The organism is Synechococcus sp. A15-24 (assembly GCF_014280195.1).
GTDB lineage: Bacteria > Cyanobacteriota > Cyanobacteriia > PCC-6307 > Cyanobiaceae > Parasynechococcus.
Window position 1 is genome coordinate 124919 of the sequence record NZ_CP047960.1, and the last position, 21560, is coordinate 146478.

Annotated in this window: 15 protein-coding genes; 9 read left to right on the forward strand and 6 right to left on the reverse strand. The window is 44.9% G+C overall.

Going from position 1 to position 21560, the window contains the following annotated elements; translation table 11 throughout:
- Positions 1-53 precede the first annotated feature (53 nt).
- Entirely contained in the window at positions 54-2045 is a 1992-nt protein-coding gene (locus SynA1524_RS00630; protein WP_186498514.1) for an O-linked N-acetylglucosamine transferase family protein, read from the forward strand.
- Here SynA1524_RS00630 and SynA1524_RS00635 read toward each other — a convergent pair.
- Together SynA1524_RS00635 and SynA1524_RS00640 are read right to left on the reverse strand one after the other, a co-directional pair.
- Positions 2035-3177 carry a glycosyltransferase gene (locus SynA1524_RS00635; RefSeq protein WP_186498515.1) on the reverse strand — a complete coding sequence of 381 codons (1143 nt, stop codon included), beginning with the start codon at positions 3175-3177 and terminating at the stop codon, positions 2035-2037. The two genes, SynA1524_RS00630 and SynA1524_RS00635, sit on opposite strands and share 11 nt — an antisense overlap.
- A 59-nt stretch (positions 3178-3236) precedes the next feature.
- Complete coding sequence (locus tag SynA1524_RS00640) at positions 3237-5549, reverse strand: tetratricopeptide repeat protein (RefSeq protein WP_186498516.1); 2313 nt, start codon at positions 5547-5549, stop codon at positions 3237-3239.
- Between the two features lie 78 nt (positions 5550-5627).
- Between SynA1524_RS00640 and SynA1524_RS00645 the strand changes: the two genes are divergently transcribed.
- From SynA1524_RS00645 to SynA1524_RS00665, 5 genes are read left to right on the forward strand one after another with little or no spacing between them, the layout of a single operon-like run.
- Complete coding sequence (locus tag SynA1524_RS00645; protein WP_186498517.1) at positions 5628-7286, forward strand: tetratricopeptide repeat-containing glycosyltransferase family protein; 1659 nt, start codon at positions 5628-5630, stop codon at positions 7284-7286.
- On the forward strand, positions 7283-7975 hold the full coding sequence (locus SynA1524_RS00650) for a peptidylprolyl isomerase (RefSeq protein WP_186498518.1): 693 nt from the start codon (positions 7283-7285) through the stop codon (positions 7973-7975). Before SynA1524_RS00645 ends, SynA1524_RS00650 begins: the two co-directional genes overlap by 4 nt.
- A gap of 32 nt (positions 7976-8007) precedes the next feature.
- A complete protein-coding gene (locus SynA1524_RS00655) occupies positions 8008-10983 on the forward strand; it encodes an ABC transporter transmembrane domain-containing protein (RefSeq protein ID WP_186498519.1) in 2976 nt (991 codons plus the stop codon).
- Positions 10946-12271 carry a beta-barrel domain-containing protein gene (locus SynA1524_RS00660; RefSeq protein WP_186498520.1) on the forward strand — a complete coding sequence of 442 codons (1326 nt, stop codon included), beginning with the start codon at positions 10946-10948 and terminating at the stop codon, positions 12269-12271. The genes SynA1524_RS00655 and SynA1524_RS00660 overlap by 38 nt, the downstream gene beginning before the upstream one ends.
- Positions 12271-13017: a glycosyltransferase gene (locus SynA1524_RS00665; protein WP_186498521.1), complete on the forward strand. Its 747-nt coding sequence runs from the start codon at positions 12271-12273 to the stop codon at positions 13015-13017. Before SynA1524_RS00660 ends, SynA1524_RS00665 begins: the two co-directional genes overlap by 1 nt.
- Here SynA1524_RS00665 and SynA1524_RS00670 read toward each other — a convergent pair.
- Both SynA1524_RS00670 and SynA1524_RS00675 read right to left on the reverse strand, forming a co-directional pair.
- The gene (locus tag SynA1524_RS00670; RefSeq protein ID WP_186498522.1) at positions 13009-14217 is read right to left on the reverse strand and encodes a glycosyltransferase; all 1209 of its coding nucleotides are present in this window, start codon (positions 14215-14217) and stop codon (positions 13009-13011) included. The genes SynA1524_RS00665 and SynA1524_RS00670 overlap by 9 nt on opposite strands.
- Positions 14218-14223: 6 nt before the next feature.
- Complete coding sequence (locus tag SynA1524_RS00675) at positions 14224-15075, reverse strand: calcium-binding protein (RefSeq protein WP_186498523.1); 852 nt, start codon at positions 15073-15075, stop codon at positions 14224-14226.
- Positions 15076-15363: 288 nt separating this feature from the next.
- Between SynA1524_RS00675 and SynA1524_RS00680 the strand changes: the two genes are divergently transcribed.
- Together SynA1524_RS00680 and SynA1524_RS00685 are read left to right on the forward strand one after the other, a co-directional pair.
- Positions 15364-17046, forward strand: a complete 1683-nt coding sequence (locus tag SynA1524_RS00680; protein ID WP_186498524.1) for a glycosyltransferase family 4 protein — start codon at positions 15364-15366, stop codon at positions 17044-17046.
- Positions 17043-18029, forward strand: a complete 987-nt coding sequence (locus SynA1524_RS00685; RefSeq protein WP_186498525.1) for a glycosyltransferase — start codon at positions 17043-17045, stop codon at positions 18027-18029. Before SynA1524_RS00680 ends, SynA1524_RS00685 begins: the two co-directional genes overlap by 4 nt.
- Position 18030: 1 nt before the next feature.
- Here SynA1524_RS00685 and SynA1524_RS00690 read toward each other — a convergent pair whose 3' ends face one another.
- Both SynA1524_RS00690 and SynA1524_RS00695 read right to left on the reverse strand, forming a co-directional pair.
- The gene (locus SynA1524_RS00690) at positions 18031-19152 is read right to left on the reverse strand and encodes a glycosyltransferase family protein (protein ID WP_186498526.1); all 1122 of its coding nucleotides are present in this window, start codon (positions 19150-19152) and stop codon (positions 18031-18033) included.
- Between the two features lie 16 nt (positions 19153-19168).
- A complete protein-coding gene (locus SynA1524_RS00695) occupies positions 19169-20326 on the reverse strand; it encodes a glycosyltransferase family 4 protein (protein WP_222930498.1) in 1158 nt (385 codons plus the stop codon).
- Positions 20327-20420: 94 nt separating this feature from the next.
- Between SynA1524_RS00695 and SynA1524_RS00700 the strand changes: the two genes are divergently transcribed.
- Positions 20421-21554 (forward strand): glycosyltransferase family 9 protein, encoded by a 1134-nt coding sequence (locus tag SynA1524_RS00700; protein WP_186498528.1) that lies wholly within the window; start codon positions 20421-20423, stop codon positions 21552-21554.
- The last annotated feature ends 6 nt before the right edge of the window (positions 21555-21560 follow it).

Below are 21560 nucleotides of genomic sequence, written 5' to 3' on the forward strand. Positions count from 1 at the left end.
CACCTCCCCTTCGGGGGAGGTTTTTTTTGTTTTGCGATATTTTGTATTGCAGCATGGCCAATTTCATTCAACTTTCGAACTGGGTCACCTCCTTCTATAAAGGCGACCGTCTCTCTTCTGAAACGCAGCTCCAGGCTGCGGCTTACCTCAATTCTGAGCTTGATATCTCCTCAGAGTTGGCTGTGATCAGGCGTTCTCAAGGGCGTGACAATTCCACCTCTCCTCTTAGTTCTCCTCATTACGCTTCAGGTTCTCTTACGTTGGTCGGATCTCAATCGCTTTACCAGCAAAGGGGAATTAGCAAAAATAGTCGTTACGAATTAGTTTTGCAGTTTCCAGAAATTGTCGATGCGATACTTCTTTATGGGCTTATAGATGTTCTTTCTTATGACACAATATGGCATGATCAAAAGTCATCGTTTTATCGTTTGGGTGAGTTGCTCGACCGTCAATTTAATGATCGACCAGATATCGTTCTTCAATTGGTTCAGAATAAGAATGCCTTTTCGATTTTAAAAACTTTGCCATACCAAAGGATTGAATCCTCGGCCTATTATCGGAATACAGCTTGCTCTATCTATTTCTTGCATAGTCTATGGGCAAAGGGGTGTTTTGAATTAATTGTTCGCAATTATGCTAGTTATGCCTTTAATCGTCGTAGTTTTCCAAAAAGTGACTTTATGCTTCGTTGCTTCACAAATTTAGGGCTTGACAGTCGAGTTAGTGCTTTATTTCGTGATGTTTATCATCGTTACCATAAAGAGCTACAGCTTCAGTCAATCAGTAACATGCTTTTTGTTGAGCACGGAATGGAAAAATTAGACCAGCATCGTATCTCAATTCTTGTAAAGGACTATCATAATTTGTCGCGGTTGGAAATTGCAGACCATGCTGATGTTGATCCGCCGAGTAAAATTCAGAACGCCAATCGTATGATTTCAATTCACGAGAAAAAGACGATAGCGGTTGTCTCGGCAGATCTCCGTAATCATCCTGTTGGTAGATTCTGGCTGCCAATTGTTAGTGCACTTTATCGTGATTATAATATTGTTTACGTAGCTCTTAATTCAGACCCCAACGTTGTCGATCAAACGCGTTCTCGTCTTAAATCATTGTCGACGCAGTGGTGTGATTTGTATTCCGGTGAGAATCCGTTACCGGTCCTTCGTTCGCTGGCGCCGGATGTCCTGATTGATTTAGGTGGTCATACTGCTGACAATCAACCTGGCCTCCTGAATTTTCGTATTGCCCCTTTGCAGATCACATATCTTGGTTTTTATGGACCCAGCTATGGCAATGAATGCGACTGGTGGGTGCTTGACCGTGAAATTGCTAGCCGTGTCGGGTCGTCCTATCACGGAGCTGAATCAATCTGGGCTTTGCCCTGTCCAAGTCTCTGTTTCGATCCTGATGTCCATGGTGTTCCTTCACCGGATAAAATTTACTACACGAATTCGTCTTCTCCTGTTTTTGGGTCATTTAATCATACGCGTAAGTTGACGCAACAGTGTCTATCTAGATTTCATTCCGTTTTAGGTGAGTTCCCCGATTCAAAACTTCTTTTTCGTGCGCATTCCTTTTTTGATCCGCAGATTCGTCGTTGGTTTTTGTCTAAACTTGTTCAGTCTGGTGTAGCGCCTTATAAATTGTTAGCAATACCCTACGCACCTACTCCTTTTGAAGGATACTGCGATTACGGGAGAATTCACGTACATTTTGATACCTTCCCTGTTTGTGGTACTACAACAACTCTTGATTCTTTAGCAATGGGCATTCCGGTTTTAACGTCTCCGAACCATCTGTACGCAGGTGCCATCTCGTCTGCAATCATTGAACATGCCGGTTTTACTGAGTGGATTGCTGAACATCCCGATGAACTTCCCCAGAAGGCTTCTGAACTTTTTGAGCGGTATCGAACAGCTGACTCGCGGCGAGCCTTAGCTAATCACATTCGTTCATCTTCCTTGTGTGACACCTTAAATACACCTCGAATCTTCTCCGAACAACTCATAGAAATGATGAAATGTTCAAACCTTAGAAGATAGCTGCAAGTGGCTTGAGTAGCTCCTCAAGTTTGTCAATTGTGTTGCTCAACGCATAATGTTTTTGAATATATTCCTTTGAATTTTTACCCCATGCCCGAAGTTTTTTCGGCTGTTTCAGGAGTTTATGAATGGCCTCTCCAAGGCCTTTTTCATCCCCTTGATAAAGGGCTCCGGTGATTCCGGGTTTGATCAATTCTTTGATCATTGCATTGTTATTTCCGATCACGGGTGTTCCACATGCCATGATTTCGATCAGGCTCCAGCTCAGCACGAACGCGCTCGAAAGGTAGACATGTAAGTCACTTCTCAAATACAACTTGATCAGCTGTTCATGGGGTATTCGAGGGAAGAAATGTATACGTGTCAGATCTATTTGTCCTTCAAGCTCATGCAATAAGATGTCTTTCCAGCTTCTCCCATCATCTGATGCACTAGAATAACTGACTCCATCACCTCCAACAATGACGATGTGCACTCTTTTATTCAAGGCTTGTAGCCTAACTAAAGATCTCATGAACGTAGGGAAACCACGCATCGGCTCAAGATTTCTGCTGATGTAGGTCACAACAGGTGTATCTTCACCCAACGTTAATTCTGGTGTAAGTGTTAAGCGATTGATTCTTTGATTCTGAAACATTGTCTCTTCTACTCCCTCATGTAATACGTTTATCTTATTCTGAAGTCTTTTGGGAAAACTATCGGCTTGAAATTGTGTTGGTAACATCGCGGTTTGCGCTTGGCTTAAAGACAATTCAACTAAACTATTTTTGTTTTGAAGATAATGCCATTGCTGTAGGGTCATTGATGCATCTGTTTGTCCTAATTGTGTAGGTCTAAGCCATAGTTCTGGCCAGAGAACTAGAGCACTGCTTGGATATATTCTTTTTAATAGTAAGGTCTCACCCCATCCTGGATGCCCCAAAATGATATCGGGAGCCCAGTCTTTCCCCTTGAGTAGATTAGCTTGTTCTGCAGCTAGCTCACTTCGATGAATCCATTCGTCGACTTCCTTTGTTAGTTGATGAATCCCGGAACATTCCTTTTGTTTATACTCGTATCTATACGTTTCAATCTTGTCATAAATGGGTTTTCCGTGGCTGCAAATCGCTTTTACTTCGTGGCCTCTGTCCACCAGAGCTGGTGCAATATCACGAAATTGGCCTGGGAAATTTTGGTGTATACAGAGTATTTTCACTTGCTTTGTCTCTTTAGTGGTGAGAAACGTGCAACAGGCTCGATATTGTGTCGAAGAGGCCAGGATGAAGCTTGACTACCTGTCAGCCGTGATAAACCTTCATTTTGTATGAGCTTTCGCCACCATATTCGAAATGTCTTTTCCAGTTCTTTAGCCATGTCGGCATGGTCCAGCAGTTGGCTCTTGCGCAGATCGCCACGTAAATGTTGTCGTGTCTGAGCTAGTTTTTCACTGTCCGACAGGAGTTCAACTGCCTTATTGCATAATTCATTTCGACTATTGCAGATCCACTCTGAATGCCCTGCGGCATTCAGAACGGCTGCCGCTTGGCGACTGACCATGGATTGTCCTGCAACCGTCAGTACAGGTACACCCATCCACAGCGCATCGGCAGTTGTTGTACATCCTGTATAAGGGAATGTATCCAATGCCAGATCTAGATTTTTGTATTGCTCAAGATGGGCTTGCACGTTTGGGCTATGGCCATGAAGATGCAGACGTTCTGGAGCAAGTCCGAGTCGTTCAAACAACTTTTTGATTCTTTTAGCTTCTTGCTCTTCTCCAAGATTTTTAGACTTTAAATACAAATGAGCTGTAGGAATCATTTGAAGCACAGCCATCCAATTTTCGGCTGTTTCCTGGGTTATTTTACGACTCTGATTGAAGCTGCCTAACATTGCAGTCTGTTTTTTGGCCAATGGCAGTGGGCTTACATCTGGGGCCTCATCCAAAGGGCGATAGCTCATGTAGCCTCTATTAAGTTTCCAGATTGTTTCCGTGCTGTATTGATCAATCTTTTCATTTTCGGCATGCACGGTATCATCTGTTATCCAATAATCAACTGTTTCCAGACCCGTTGTTCCGTAATAACCGAGATAGGTTGCTTGGATCGGGGCAGGCTTATGGGCTAGTACGGGAAGGCGGTTTCCTGCTGTGTGACCAGCAAGGTCAACAAGAATGTCAATTTCGTCTTGAATGATTTGTTGGATGACACTTTCATCGTCGGCAGATTGTATATCGCGCCAATGGTCTGCCTTACATTTTAATCTTTCACTATAGTCATCTCTTACCTCTCCAGCTGCGTATAAAGTGATTTCTAAATGTTGTCCTGACCATTGTTCAAGCAGCGGCTCGATAAAATAGCTGACGGCATGTCTGCAAAAATCGGGTGAAATTAATCCAATCTTCAATTTGCGATGTTGGTCTGGCCAGAGAACACGATCCCGCCAGCGCTCGTATGGTGCAGTACTGAACAACTGCCCATATTTTTTGGCCTCTTCGAACCGTTCTTTAGCTGGTTCAAGTTCATAGCCCACGAGTGTAAATAGTACATTGGAATGTGCAGCAGCATTCTCGCCCAGTTGTTTCGCACCTCTTCTGAGCCAATAGAGCGCATCTTGATAGCAGGTTATGTCCTTTAGTACGGATCCAAGGTTGTTCATAGCAGCTCCAAATTCTGGTGATGACTTGAGTGCACGTTCAAAACAGTCCTTCGCTTTATGAATATGTCCATGTTCTCTCAACATTAGTCCAAGTGTATTAAGACAAATGGCATAGTCAGGATCTTGCTCCAATGCCTTTTGGAAGAAATCATAGGCTTTTTCTAAATCTCCTTTCCCTTTGCTGATTACGCCTAATGCGTACAATAGATTCGGGTGTTCGTGATGGGTCTTCAGTAACGGGTGAAGTAGCTTTTCGGCTTTTAAATAATCTCGTTGTCCACAAAGTACTTGAGCGGTATTCAGTACCACGGCTAGATTATTGTCGTCATCTACGAGTTCTTGGCTTTTTGCCCAGTAGCATAGGGCATCTTCAACGTTTCCAACTTGTTGGCAGGCATTCCCAAGTTCAAGCAGTAGTTGAGATGCGTCCTTCTCGTTGCCAGAAGTCGGAAATGTTTCAAGAAAACTACCTATCTTTTCAATTACAACTTCATGTTCATGCATTGCATTCAACGTTATGGCAAGCCCGAGGTGAGGACCACTCATCTCGGGCGCAAGGCTCACCGCTTTTTCAAAGGCCGTGCGCGATTCAGTTAAATGGCCTAGGTCTCTAAGCACGTTTCCCAAATTTCCTTGGAGCCCGGGGTCGTCTGGCTTTAGTTCCACAGCTTTTCTCTGGAAGACCAAGCCCTCTTCTGGTCGTCCTAGCTGCCTGAGTAAGGCCCCTAGATTCCGATAGCCATCAACAAGGCCTTGATCTGCCTCGACTGCCTGTCGGTAAAGCTGTTCAGCCTTGTCAAGCTGCTGTTGCTGGTGCCAGTAGCACGCCTGATTAAACAGCTCCTGACCTTGTGCGTGTCCCTCCATACCCCTATGGTCTCATGAAATAATCATCCCAAATGGCTTGAGCGGACAATGGTCGCGAACACAGCTCCTGGGCGAGCGTTGGAACTGTTTCACGCTGGTGAACCGCTGCAGGCCATTGAAGCTGCGCAGGAGCTTTTAACGGCCTCTTCATTGGATAATGACCAAGCTGCCGAGATGCATCACCTTATCGGTGCATGTTTTCACCAGCTTGGTCAGAACGATGATGCATTGAAATACCTGCTTTTGGCGTCCAGACTTAATCCTTTAAATCCCACGTATTATAATACCTATGGTGTTGTTCTTCGTAAGTCCGGTCGTCTTGAAGCTGCTGTACGCTCCTACGAGTTTGCTTTAAAATATGAACACAACTTTGCTGATTGTTTTTACAACCGTGGTAATGCCTTAGCAGAACTTAAGCGCAAGGATGAAGCTGCCCTCGAGTTTAAACAGTGTCTCCGCTTGAATCCAACCCACAATAATGCCCACCATAATCTCGCAAATATATATCGTGATCAGAACCATATCGATTTAGCCCTCGATCATTATAGGATTTCGAATGAATGTCAGCCCTACAACCCCGATATGCATTGCAATTGGGGGCTTGCTTTGCAGCTTAAAGAGCAATGGGGGGACGCGATTGATCAGTTTGAAATAGCGATTAACCAAAAGAGCGACCATGCGCCGTCCTACGTCAATCTTGGCAGTGCACTCTCAGTCCAGGAGCGTTTCGACGAAGCATGTTCTGCGTTACGCAAGGGTGTTGAAATTGATGATTCTTGTCATGATGCAAAGTTTAATCTTGGACTAACACTTCTTACAATTGGCCAGATGGATGAAGGTTGGAAGTTTTACGAAACACGCCTCCATCTTCCTGATAAGGTAATCACTCCTTTCCCGGGTATTCCGGTTTGGGATGGCTCAGTTAATCTGGATAGTCCACTAATGGTGTGGGCTGAACAGGGCTATGGCGATAATATTCAATTTGTGAGGTATATACCAATATTAATGGAGATGGGGCTTGACGTTGTTTTGTCAACGCGAAAACCTTTGATGTCTTTATTTAGAGAGTGTTTATCTCCCTCGGCTCCTCCAATTGTTGAACATCGACGTCAGGATCTTAATGGTTTTCATCATCATATTCCATTGCTGAGCCTTCCGCGTGTTCTTGGTACTCGTCTCGATACTGTTCCATTGATGCCTGGCTATCTAAAACGTCCGGAACGGATCCCTGATCATTTGCAAATATCTCGACCCCCATTTGCCTTAAATATCGGTCTTGTCTGGGCTTCTGGCGTTGATAACAAGGAGATGTATGCAGACAAGAGCTTGCGACTGGAGCTTTTGTTGCCTCTATTCGATCGTTGGCGTAAGGAGCGCTTGGTCTGTATTCATTCTCTGCAAGTTGGTCAAGATGCCTCACAGCTCGCACCTTGGAAGGACGAATGGGGCGTTTACGATTGGAATGATAAGCTTTCGTCATTCTTAGACACCGCCTGTGTCATTTCCCAACTGGACCTTGTTGTTTCTGTCGATACCGCAGTAGCGCATGTTGCTGGTGCGCTTGATAAACCAGTTTGGGTATTACTCCAACATAATGCTGATTTCCGCTGGATGCGCGGTCGTACTGACTCTCCTTGGTATAGTTCGATGAGTCTTTTCCGCCAGAAATCACTTGGTGATTGGTCATCGGCCCTTGAGAGTTTACAAGAACGTCTTGTTCATCTTCTTGGCCCATGAATGATTTTCCGTTCGATGACCGTACTTGGCATTTACTTGTCCGTTCTAGTAGAACTCGTATATTAATCGAGTCATGGATTGAGGAGCAAATCTGCAAGAGTGTTTCGCTTGAAAAAGATGTTGAAAGTTCTCTCGTTGCCTCTTTCGCATCTTCTAAGTGGATGGACGAGGCTGATGATGTCTCATATGCTGCAACCCGTATGGCTCGGCTTCAGCGCTTTAAGCGCTCCCGTTTCCTTCCCAAGGTCGAAGAGTATTTCACGCGTACACGCTCAGCTAGAGATCAATTAATCTTTTCAATGCTCCGTTGTCGCAATTCCTCTCGTCTTCAAGAATTAGCTCTAGCGATTCGAGAAGGTGAATTAGAGCTTTCGGCAGCTGCGATCCGTTGGTCAGAGGGTCCAGAAAGTGCCCGTGGTGGCAGAATCGGTCCTGTTTTGGCATCGAATGTTGGCCATCCTGAGTTAACGAAGCGCTTACTCGTGGCCGTTGAGGGCCGTTTAATCGGCCCGTTTGATCTTGGCGACACAAATGTTCTTATTCGACTTGACAAAAGGCTTCCAGCTCGGCTAACCCATGACATGGAAGGCCAATTGATCGACGAACTTTATCAGGAGTGGATCAGTGCTCAAATTGGCCTAGTTGAAGAGGGTGGGACAATAGACCTGATTGAGTACCTTCCAGATTGACTTCGTCGTTGTCGTCCATTGTTCGGTTGTTGATGGAGCACCCGCCGCTTGACCACTTTGCGGCGGATTTGATACAGGCTGATGAACAGCAGGTTTCTGCATTGTTCGTGCCTTTAGGTGACTCTCTTGCTCAAGAACAAGTTCCCCTGTCCTCCGTGGTATTGGTTGTTGAGGGATCCCTCCGCGTCTTTGGTCGAGATGCGTCTGGTCAGGAATTTACATTGCGACGTGTTTTACCTGGGGAATGGTGGGGTGGTGTAAGTGTCTTAAATGGTCTTGCTGCTGCTGGATGTAGAACCAGCGCAGATTCAAAAATTTTAGTTGTACCTGCTGTGGTTTGGGAACGCTGGTGGCGGGACGATCGTCGCTTGGGTGAATGGCTTTCAAAACATTCGCAGCGTGAAGATCTTTATTCTGCCCTTAGGTCGCTTTTGGTTCAACGTGAATTGCAGGATCTGAGTCTTGCTGAACTTCTTGATAAACTCCAGCCAATATATCTTTTTTCAGAGGTTTTAAACTTAGATGATCTAAATCGTCTTGTCGAGCGTCATCCTCAGATGAGTTGGTTCCCTCAGTTTCCTGAATTATGTTTCCCTGATTTAGGTCCACCGAGTTTTCGCGGTTTCAATGTTTCACAACTGCGAGATGCTTTGGATAACTCATCTCGAGGGTTACGTCTCGTTGGTATTCCTGTAGCTCAGCTACAGACCCTCTTTGAAGCACCCAAGAAGCCTCGGCCTGCTGATAAATTAGCTGATGCGGTCCTCGTAGAGCAGCCAGTCTGGCAAAATCCTGATGGGTCTGAATTATTGACCCTGGCCATGCAGCAGGACCAGGGACCAGTAACTCTTAATCGCAAAGCTCTCCAGGTCAAGCCGGTTTTTGGTTCTACCCCAGTGGAGCAGGGTTTGGCATTGCTTCAGATGGTTTGCGAGGTCCTTCAGCTGCCCTTTCGGCGTGATGTTGTTGATCGGATGCTGAATGGCATGGTGGGAGACCGCACCAGTCCGTCATTGGAAAACCTGGGTCAAATAGCTGACGCTTTAGGTCTCACGGCAGTCATGATGCAAGTTCCTGCCTCGCATCTCAATCGTGTGAGTTTGCCTGCATTGGTAGAGACCGTTGATGGAGTTCTTCTGCTTGCTGGTGATTCGGGTTATTGTCTGCGTTTGATCGACCCTCGGGAGGGTGAGAGACTCATCAGCGCAACTGAATTGCAAGACCAACAGCCGACATACCGTCTGATAACTCTCTCCCGTCGTGTTGATTCTGCGACGAAGCGCTTTGATATAAGCTATTTCTTCCCCTTTTTACGGCGATACAAGAGTTCCCTTATATTGGTTTTTGTAGCCTCAATATTTATCAATATCTTTGGCCTTGCCCAGCCTTTAATTATTCAGCAGATTATCGACAAAGTGATTGGCCAGCAAAATTTTAGCACACTATATTTTCTTGGAGTGATGCTTATTGGAGTCAGCATTCTGTCAAACGTTCTTAATCTTATTCGCACATTTTTATTCACCGATACGACTAATCGTATTGATATTGCGACTTCTGGTAATATTTTGACTCATTTGTTCCGTTTACCTCTTAATTATTTTGATAAGCGGCCTGTTGGCGAAATTTCTACAAGAGTTGGAGAGTTAGGAAATATTCGCGGTTTTTTGACCGGTACTGCGCTGACTCTTATCCTGGATGTAATATTCGGTTTTGTTTATCTTTTTGTTTGCATTTCCTATAGTGGTTTGCTAACTGCTGTGGCTCTAGGTGTTGTTCCCCTTTACCTTGCACTTGTTTATATTATCGCGCCAGTTATTAAAAAGCAGCTTCGGATTGCCGCTGAGGCTAACGCCGCTGCAAGCGCCCTCATGGTTGAGGCGCTTAATGGAATGCAAACCGTAAAAGCTCAACATGCTGAGACGACCATCAGATGGCGTTGGCAGCAACGCTACGCACGTTTTGTTTCCAGTAACTTTCGAACCACAATTATTGGCTCCACAGCAGGTTCCATTGGTGCTTTTTTCAACGAAGTTGGCGGTCTTGCCGTTCTCTGGGTTGGTGCCTATCTGGTTTTGCAAGGGGATTTGACCATAGGCCAATTGATCGCTTTTCGAATAATCAGTGGAAACGTTGTTGGTCCTGTTATTCGTCTTGCTCAAACATGGCAGACAGTTCAGGGTCTTCAGATTTCTGTAGAACGTTTGGCTGATGTTGTAGATGCAGAACCCGAGCAACCTCTGGACGCACGTCCAATTGCTCTTCCACCGATCAACGGAAAAATCGAGTTTGACCAAGTAGATTTCCGTTTTAACGAACATGCTCCACTTGTCGTCAAACAAGTCTCATTTACAATTGAACCTGGTCAGTTTATTGGAATTGTTGGCCAAAGTGGCAGCGGAAAAAGTACAATTATGAAGTTATTGCCAAGAATGTATAAAGCTGCTTCCGGCACAATTCGGATCGACGATTATGATATTTCTAAAGTAGATATTGATTCTTTGCGTCAGCAGATCGGAATTGTTCCTCAGGATTCAATGTTGTTCGATGGGACAATACGCGAGAACATAGCTCTCAACTCTCCGGATTCAACAGACGAAGATATTATTTATGCAGCCAAGGTCGCTTGTGCTCATGCTTTTATAATGGATCTTCCGAACGGATATGACTCTCGTGTGGGTGAGCGTGGATCCGCTCTCTCTGGCGGACAACGGCAAAGAGTGGCGATTGCTCGGTCAATCCTGGCACGACCGCGTTTGTTGATTCTTGACGAAGCCACGAGTGCATTGGACTATTTGACGGAACGCACTGTCTGTGAGAATCTGCGTCGTGAATTGAAAAATGATACTGTATTCTTTATAACTCATCGACTTGGTACAATCCGTAATGCTGACAATATCCTCTTAATGGATAGCGGCCTTCTTCAGGAAACTGGCTCTCATGCTGAGCTTCTAAAGAAACGAGGCTTGTATTATGCCCTTTATCGCCAGCAAGATGCCTCCGTCAACTGATTCAAAACCTTCTAATCTTTCACCATCGGAAGGCTCATCACTTGTACGCCGAATCGTTAATTCTGTAATTCAGCGTTCCAATCGTAAAGTCTTTTTCGATTCTCCGGGAATGTTGGATCAAAGCCAACACTGGGGTGGACTCGTAATTTGGACCATTGCTGCTGGTACCACCGCTGCACTCACCTGGGCATTTATCGGTAAGGTTGATCAAACTGTTTCGGCATCAGGGACTCTTGAGCCCCTTCTTGGCAAAGTTGAGGTCAAGAGTCCTAGTGGTGGTATTGTTCGCGATATATGGGTCAAAGAAGGAGAGTTAGTTGAAACCGGTGATCGTCTTGCAACAGTAGAGAATCTAGGTTTAAAAGCTCAATTAGATAATATAACTCGCCAAATAGCTCTTTTGTCCTATGAAAATCAGCTTCTAAATCTCCTGATTGATGGACAGGGCTCCTTACCAAATACTTTACCTGCCCCTCCAGCCAATATTGCAAGTGAAGATCGTATCCGTTCAATCCAATTATCGGTACAGCAGACCGGAGCCCAGCTCCGTCAACTACGCACGCGCCGTATCTCACAAACTCAAACGTATGACTTAAGAGCACAGATGGCCATGGCTATGAAGACTCTCTTCGAGAATGGGGGGACATCTCGATTCAACTATTTATCAGCACAAGACGATGTTCAGCAAATTAGTTCTCAAATATCCCAGACCGACGAGCAGATCAATATTCTGATTGCACAGGCTGGTCGTCAGGTGAGTGCCAATACTCGCCAGTTGCTTAATCTTGAAGCTCAGCAAATTGATTCTAAGGAAGAAAACCGTAACCTTTTACTTTCTGCTTTCGCTCCGGGTCGTATCTTTAATCTTTCAGTACAGCCTGGTTCTGTTATCGGTGCTGGGTCTGAGGTGATGAGAATAATCCCAGAAGGTGGAGTCCGTGCAAGTGTCTATCTTTCCAATGCTGATTTGGGTTTCGTGTCGGAAGGTCAAGACGTCAAACTTTCTGTATCTTCTTTCCCTGCAGGTGAGTATGGATACCTCAAAGCTAATATTACAAGAATTGGTGCTGATTCTCTTAAGGGTAGCTCGTCTTCTCAACAGCAGCCTGCAAATACATATCCTGTACAAGTGACGCTGCAACAAAATCCCGATAAGAAGGTATTATTAGATCGTTTGAAGCCAGGTATGCAAGTTACAGCGTTGATTGTTGTACGGAAGCGCCCAGTGATTTCGCTTCTCACTGATATGTTTACGAAGGGTTCAGAGGATCTGCAGAACAGTCGTTGATGTCAGACAATTTTTTTCAAATTTATTTATCTAATATTGACGAAGAACTGCCACCAGTACTTGCACGTCAGTCCATTCGATTTAAACAACTATATTCTAATTGCTGTTACATGCTCCTTACTAGATCTTCCTTGCGTGATTGTCTTGTTGACATTATGCCAGCTGAGGTCCTTTTAGCCTACGACTCTTTGGTTCCGCTGGCCTACAAGTCTGATCTCGCTCGTTACTGTCTTCTATATCATTTTGGTGGTTGGTATGCTGATATTACGATCAAGCCTGAAATTGGTATGCGGTTAGGCTCTTCTATTGACTTTGCTTATTTCTATGACTTTGGTTCCGGTCTACCGTCGATTATGCGTTCAGCACATGATGTGATGAATGCTTTTTTTTATTCTCGACCGAATCATCCGATCCTGTCACATATGATTGAGTCTGTTTTACGCAATTGCCGCAACCATGATTATGGTGTCACAGCTCTTTGTCCCACGGGGCCGACGCTGTTTGGTCGCATCATTGCTCAGTTTGTTCCAGCGCCTTCTCTTCTTTTCGGCCATTTTATGCCTCTTACACCGTTTCATCAAAACCAAAACAAAGCATTTGTTGGACAAGACGGTTCTATCGTCGCCTGGCATAAATCCGCTTGGCATCGAAATCATCCTGGTGGGGGTGACTTGACCTGCTTTGGATTAAAAGGAACAAACAATTATCAGGAACTATGGGCTAAACGTTCTGTCTTTTCAATTTGATAGCAGTTTTCTTTGAACAAGTGCCTGGATTAAATTGTCCATACTTGCAACCCAGCTATATTTTTCCATTTGCTTCGCACCTTTCACCCCCCGATAATGCCATTCCTGTTTATTCTTCAGTTGTTGGCACCATAGCTCGACAAGCGTGTCTGGATTACTTTCTCCCCACATTGATCTATGATCGTAACCGTAAAACTTTGTAATTGATTCATCCACATCTTTGTTCTTGCTGATGCCTATTGCGTGCGGGATATCTCCGTCCAGTAAGTCTCGGTGACCAGTGTTGTTTGAAAGTATCGTTGGCAACCCACAAGCTAATGTCTCCATTGCCATTAAGTTTGTTCCACCCTCACAACGACTCATAAATACAGCACTATCAGCCTGCTTCACCAGTGATGGCAGTTGACTATTTGCCATTGCTGTAGGTACAACAACATTCCGAGCTGGAATTCCTTGCTCGACCAGCCATGGATGAATATCTTTGGCTTTCCCTGTTCGGGGTAGACCTCGAATATATGGAGATGCTTCGATTGTTGATAATCCGATGTCCGCAATATTGGTCCAACATGCAATTAGAAGAGCTTCTGGGCAATATGCCAGAAATTTTTTGAAGGCCTCAATCACGATGTCTTGCCCTTTTCTTGCCTCTAATTTTCCACCTGCAAAAATTACAAGGCTACGATCAAAAAGCTTTGGGATTGGTATAGCGTTGAATCGGCTAATGTCAATACCTTGGTGCATCATTAGACAATTTTTAAGGCCGCTGAGTTCAGCAACTTGCTGATTCCACGTTGAGCCTGTAACCACTAAATCAAACTTACGCATATGATCGATGAGTGCTTCTGGTAGCTTACTTCGTTCAAAGAATGTTACTCCAATTCGATGGTTACCACTAAATTTCTGTGCCACGAATCCATTCCCTAGCCCCTCAATTGTTAGTTCGCAATTTGTCTGTCTGATGACCTTACTGTCATTTCGATTCGCGATAATGAGGGCTTCGCTTTTTTGCTCTATCTGATCTGCCCAGAGATTCCAATGCAAGTCACAGTTTGAGCTTCTTTGGATCGGTTCGCTCACGATTGGTTGTGCGATTGACCGGCTGATCAGTGCTTGTGCGAGTTGAATGCCGTAGCTTCCCCAACCCGTGTATGGCGTCAATGGCCAATCGATCAGGATGCGCTGCTGATTTAATCCATCCATGATTGTCTACGCGTCGAGCATTCCGATAAAGTTACGCCCAGCATGCTCTACGGTTAGAAATTGACTGTTGGTTAAATGTGGTTTCATGATCTGGAACATTTTCATGACTCCCAATGTAGCTGCACTCTCAAGCGGCCCATGGAATGATGTGTCTTCGACGTCCCAGTATTCACTCTTGAAATATTTATTAGACTGCTTTTTATTTAGAAAAAAACATCCTGAATGAGTGTTGAATGGCTGTGTGAATAGAACGCTTTCCCCAAGATGATCCATATAGAGCTCTTTGTTCATGGATTGTCTGTATTTTTCTGTGGCTTCCGGATTGTAATCACCATCGATCAGGAACCTTCGCAGGTTTTTAAGGTTTTGGCTGGTTTCAATTCGATTTGGCTGCAATAAATAGATATCTGAGAACACTCGATTGAATCTTTGTAATTTTTTAAAAAAGTCAGCGTCTCTGATGATGATGTCATCTTCCAGGTAACAGTTGTAGTCGTACTTCGTGTAATCTTGCGCAAGAATTCGATGGCACTGAAATCCAAGATGTTTTGGCTGGTCTGGCTCACATTCAATGCGCGTAAATGCTCCTACGTTCTCTAAATCCTCCAGTTCGTTGAGTAGGTGTTTATCCTTAGTGATACAGATGGAGATTTTTAGCTCGCTTTCTATGTCTTTCACGATTTCGACGCGTCGTTTGACATGATTCAATGCACCTGTTGGATGTCCGAACAGTCGATGCAGTTGCAGGATCAGTTCCCTTAAGGCGCTGGTCCGTCCCAGCGAATCAGGGCTTAATGACCCGTGCCTGCCCCCTCCATCAGGATTGAAGTAATGAACGACTGCAAAGTGGAGACGCACGACGACGGGTTCTTTGTGGTTCAATTTACTTCTACACCCATCGCCAGCCTGTTAGGCATCAGTTGTTGTCACACCCGATCCCCCTCTCAAGACGCCTTCGGCGTCTGTTCGTACGGCTCCGTATAAGCCCTTTGTCTGTCCCCTTGTTCCTCCTGTTCTTATGGTCAGGCGTGGTGGCTGCACTGGCTCGCGTTGCCGACCCCTGGATTGTTGGCCTAGCCGCGACACCTTTGGCTTTTGCTGCCTGCTTGGCGTTGTTATGTCTTTGGGCCTATCGCAAAGATTTTTATGCCTGATCCGGCAGCTTTAATGCTTCCAGGGGATGCTTTTGATGTCGACCATCAGCAGATCATCGGTCGGCGTGTTGCTGGTCGTTCCATGGCTTTGGGTTTTGCTTCGCAACTGACTGCAGGTGATACTCTTTCTTTGATCTGTTTTAATCAACAGGAGCGTAGGCGGCTACAGGATCTTTTAATTCCTAATCTTCATCCAGAGGCTTCCCTTCGTTTTCCTGATCTTAATCCTGAGTCACTGACGGAGATCGGCGCCATTCATCTTCCAGATCCAGGTCTTTCTCGTTGGCAATTGCTGCGATCCTCCTGTCCCGCAAACGCTTTTTCGTTGACGGGTGTTATTCATACTTTGTCTTCATCCGATGTGATTAGTGAGCTGGAACGTTTGTTTTTGTCTCCTTTGTGTTCATGGGATGCTCTTGTTTGCACATCAACTGCTGGTCGTGATGTTGTAACTGCTGTTTTCAAGTCATTTCAACAATATCTTGAGTCCCATTTTTCCTGCTCCATCACCAAACGAGACGGGCTTCAGCTTCCCATCATTCCTTTGGCTGTTTCAGACCCCTTGCCTGAGACTATGGGTTTTGACTCAGACAGACGTCGTCACAGATGTCAGTCAAGAAAGACTCTTCAAATAGACCAATCGGCTTTCGTCATCCTTTTTGTTGGTCGCCTTAGTTTTCATAGCAAGTCTCATCCTCTTCCACTATATCGAGCTGTGAATCGCCTTTCGGCGGAAAATCCTGGTCGAAAGATTGTTCTTTTAGAGTGCGGTCACATCTTTAACCAGCCTATTGAAACAGCTTATCAAGACCTAGCGCGCCAGTTTTTGAACCTTTCGATTATTCGGCTGGGAGGCCTGGAACCAGCATCCGAGCAGGAAAAGCGTGATGCTTTTGCGGCAGCAGATGTCTTTGTCTCTCTTGCTGATAATCTTCAGGAGACTTTTGGCCTTTCAATTATTGAAGCGATGGCCGCTTCTTTGCCAGTCATTTCAACGGATTGGAATGGTTATAAAGATCTTGTTGATAACGGCATTACTGGGTTTAGAATACCTGTTTCAATGGTGAGCAATAATTCTGATCAATATGATTGGATCGATTCTATGTATGGCCTGGGTCTTATGCCATATGACACGATGATTGGGTTAAGGAGTATGGCGGCAATTGTTGAACATCAGCCGCTTTATAGAGCCTTGCATTTGTGTCTAAACTCATCATCCTTGGTTCAACTCATGGGGGCGAATGCCCGCCAACGTTGGATCGAATCCTTTAGTTGGAGTCCAGTTTATCGTCAATATCTTGATCTTTGGTCAGAATTGGCAGATCGTCGCGTATGTTCTAGTTCGGTACGTACATCTATATCTTCTTTTCCTACCCCTACCTCAAAACCTTTTTCTCATTATCCTACAAAGCTTATAAAGCCTTATTCTGTCGTATGTGGGTCGTTGTCGGAGGTTGAACTGCTTCCGCTGTCGACGCTCCGACTGTCGATGAATTCGTCGTTTCTAGAGTCTCTTTCAAATCAACATTTAGATGCAGTGATTAATTATCTTGAGCATCATCATTGTATAGATGTTCACGCACTTACCTCCTTTGGTCTCTCGCGTTCTAATGCCTTGGCACTCTTAGCTGCATTGATCAAGCTGGGTGTTGCAGTTTTGGATAAGGTCCAATGAGGACACAACTTTATTTTGTTTGCTATCCCGATACTGACCACCCCATTGGCGGTGTCAAGCAGATTTATCGTCAAGTTGAGTTGTTGTGTCAATGTGGTATTGATGCCAAGGTTCTTCATGAAAAATCTGGTTTTCGTGTGTCTTGGTTCAACTCTGATGCTCCTGTTGTTGATATTGATTCCTACATCGAGGGAAGACCAAATGCCGAGACAGATTTGATTGTTTTACCTGAGACTTGGGTTGCCAATATCCCTACGTATCTCACAGGAATTAAGAAAGTTATATTCAACCAGAACGCTTACTACACCTTTGGTTTGGAAGGAAAATTTGATGCTTCGGTTTTGAATTTTTATCAGCACCCTGATGTTCTTGGCGTTGTAACTGTATCCAGAGACAATCGAAATTTTCTCGTCGCTGGATGTGGTTTGGCGGATTCATTTGTTCATAGTGTTATTAATGGTATTGATCGTCGTTTATTTTACCCTCCTGAAGTCAAGGTACGTCGCATTGTCTTTTTCGAGCGCAAGCATTTTAATCATGCTAATACCGTTGCCTTAATGTCACGACAGCGTGATGTTCTGCGTCACTATGAGTTCAAATCTCTCGGAAAAATGCCCCACGAACAGGTTGCACGGGAACTTCGGGAGGCTTTGGTCTTTTTGAGTTGTGGTCACCCAGAAGGTTTTGGTCTTCCATTGGCGGAAGCGATCGCATGTGGTTGTATTGCCGTCGGATACCATGGTTTAGCTGGTCGAGATTTTTGTACTAAGGCACTGCACCATGTTGAGTATGGTGATCTCTTAGGTTTCGTAAATATTTTGGAGCAAGCTGTCTATGAATTTGAGGCCAACACCCAAGTGGTTTCATCTGACCTTCTGCGGAATGCTGATCATATGCTTCGCGAATATAGTTTTGAGCGAGAGAAAGAAATTTGTTTAAATGTCTGGCAGAATATTGTTAACCGTTTAAGTTCCTGCGATTAAACTAAAGCGATTTGTTTGTTCTTCTCTGCAGATATTTTCTTATATCCCCTAATGGTTCTTTCCAGCAGTTAAATACCTTTTGTTGGTAAATTCTTATAGTGTTCATGTACACACCTTTGCTTTGTAGAAGTTCCAGCCATCGCTCATCGGGATGTAGAGGCAATAAGAGGTTGGTTTTTGCCTCAGATGTGGCTGCAAGGTGTCCTAGCGATGTATCGACTGTAATAATTTCATGACTATTTGCAATGAGCTGAACTGTATCCTCAAGACTCTTAATCTTCTTTCTTATTAAATTAACTTTCGGTAACATTGATTTTAATATGGCGCACTCTCGATCACTATACTCTGATATGTCATTAATTGTGATTGTCTTTTCTTCTATCTCATTGGACCAATCTTTTAGCCATTCAATGATGCTCGCAAAAGGTACGGATCTGCTAAATGAGCTGAATTGGTTTTGAGGATCTTTTTTGCACCTCCAGCATACCAAGATATTCAAAGTTTCTTCTTGCAATTCCTTATTTATTTCGTGAATGCCTTCAAATATTAACGGTAAATACATCGTTCTTTCCATCCAGTAGCGATACATTGGTGTACTTAGTTCTACTGCAAACTTGTCGCACGAATTTGCTAGCAAATGTTTGCATTTTGAGTTTTTCAAATGATCCATAACCACCTTGCTGTTTTGCCCCTCTGCCCTCATTTTTAGGTCTGGGTCCCTTCCTATTCTTCTTCGTCTCTGGTGTGCCAACACTAATGATGCTGCTTCCAGTTGGTCTCCGATTCCTCCCACCAGCAGGATGCAAACGGCATGTCCGCAGCCTATGGCTCGATTAACGCGATCAACGGCTGCCGCCAGGTTTCCATGACTCGATAGGCTCGCCCATGTGTTGGATTTCTGTTGACCTCTTCTGGCTCGACACAATGCTTGCTTACCTATTGTTAGTGAATCAATCTCTTGCTTTATAATTTCGGCTTCGCAGTCAGTGTGCTCCCCTAAGTATGTCAGCATTGAAATATTTTTAGCTTTTTCCTCTATCAGCTTGGCAGCTGCGGCAGCTCTCCGTTGATAGCGGATCGCTAGTTGCAGATCATTGTTGTAGAGCCACCATCCTTGTTTCATATTTTCTAGGATGCTTTCACTGGAATGTTGTTGTGTTGATGTGATGATTTGATTTGTCTTCCATGATTTCTCTAAAACACTGGTCCAGTACCTCTGCACTTCTTTCGGGCCTAAATCTAGCGAACGCATTTTGTTTTGCTTTTCGCCCCATATCCTTAACTTTTGCTATATGGCGACTGCACCATTCCAGTTGCTGATAAAGGGCATCGCTGTCTCCTGGAGGCACGAGAAGTCCATCAATGCCGTGGGTGATTACTTCAAATGCCCCACCCATACCACTACTAATTGGCAAAACTCCATTCGACATCGCCTCTGCTACGACCATTCCAAATGCCTCCGGATAGAGAGACGGAAAGACTAGAACATCTATATCACGGTAGATATTTTTTAGCCCATGTGGCTCGACAAAACCCATCCAACGAACATTGTCTTTGATGTTTGCTCTTGCGCAATAGTCTACAAGTGCCTTTTCGTATTCTTTTGAAAAGGCATGGCCTGCAACTGTGATGTTAAATTGCTTCTTATATCTCTTCATTTTACTCGCTGCTTCCATGAGAACATGAAGTCCTTTGGAATGCATGAGAAGTCCAACAAAACCTATACGCAGCTGATCACCGCTGCACTTGCTTCTGAGCTCCTCCTCCGGTTTGCTTAGAGCTAGTGGTGGGTACACAATAGGATGGTTCTCGATATTATGTCCCATTGTTTTCAATAGGCGCTTCACCTCTCCTGACGCTGATGCAATCCTGAATGGCTTTGTGTAAGGGATCCAGTTACCTTGAAAGGGTGATCCCATAAACCCGATATGCATTATTGTTGGAATGTCTTTGGTTAAAATGTAGTCCAATAGCCCTTTGCCTAACAAGTCTAAATTACCAACAAGGCATGCACTTGGTATGTGCTCTGATATTGCATGACTTACAGTTTTTAAGTTGTGTTTGATTCGTTCTTCTTTTTCATGCCCCTCATCTAGGTTCTGAACCCCATTTTTGTACTCTCCAAGTAGTTTGAGTTTCCGTTGTATGTCATGCCTGCCTTGACCTGCCCCTAAATCTGGCTGGTCTCCTGTTAATACAACCTCAGAATATCCTCTTGCTTTCAGCCCCTCTGTAAGCCTTTCGATGCAAAGCCCAAACCCACCCAGGTTTTGTGGTGGGTAAATGTTGGTGATCACCAGCAGTTTCATGGCTCTATCCCACCTTCTTCTGGTACGGGTTTAGGGGACTTGTGCCACTCATTAGAATTTAGCCCTAACCCTGCGCGGCTTCATGGAACGTTACCACGGTCAGGAATTGGGTGAGCGGCCCCATATCGCCGTACTTGGTTCGAGCAAGATTGGAAATTTTGTCGTAACGGTTCCGCTTTTACAAGCTCTCGCAGAGCGTTTCAATTCTCCTGTCATTGATTTTTGGGGTAGTGAGCTCACGCGAGACTTTGAGACTGAGTTACCGCAAATTAGTTGGCGTTTTTCTTGGGATCGACCTGATGGAAACCTTTTATCCTCCTTGTCTGAAGCCGCCTCACAGCGTTTATCAGAAGTTGGCCCTCTTGATTTGCTGATCAACTGCGACGGGTTTAATCCCGTAACTCAAGTCCTTGCTAGCTGGTTGCGCCCTCATTTTGTCGCGGGTGCATCGCTATCTCTCAACAGCCGTTCGTCTTTTCCATGGGGAGATCATCCTTATCAGCGTTTTCTGAATGATCCCGATTGGGATTCTCCGGCTTTTTTAGCTCGTTATCCTGACTTCTTTAAGAGCAATTATATCGGCGAGCTGCTTTGTCGTTTGGCCTTTTTGGATATGCCTGATAGTCCTTGCAGCCTCCCATCTCGTCCTCCAAGCTTTAGCACTCCAGATGTATTAATTCACGTTACAACAACACGAGCGGCGAAGATCTGGCCCGCTGCTCACTGGCAGGAAGTTCTTTCTTGGTGTAGCAGGCAAGCTATCACTGTCGGGCTTGTCGGTAGTCCCCCGAAGCGTCAACAGGAGGATTACAACGCAGGTGATCTTGAAGATATTCTCCTTTCAACCACTGATTTGATCGACCTTCGTGGTCAAACGAGCTTGATTGAGTTGGCAGGTGCGTGCCTTCAAGCCAAAGCTGTCGTCAGTGTTGATGCTGGTCCGATGCACATTGCAGCTGCAGTCGGCACGCCAACCCTTGCTGTTGTAGGTAATGATCCATCCGGCCTTGGAGCCAGCCCGATTCGCTTATGGATGCCACGGAGCTCGAACTGTGAGCGAACTGTTTCAACATTCAGTTGCGACGGCTGTGAAGCCGTCCGCTTCCGCAATGATTCCTGTCTCAAAGAGTCTCACTTCTGCATGGAGGGCGTCCCTGCAAGCCAGGTCATCACATGGCTTGATCGGTTGCTCCGTACCGCTGAAGTCTCTCGGTAGGCTTAG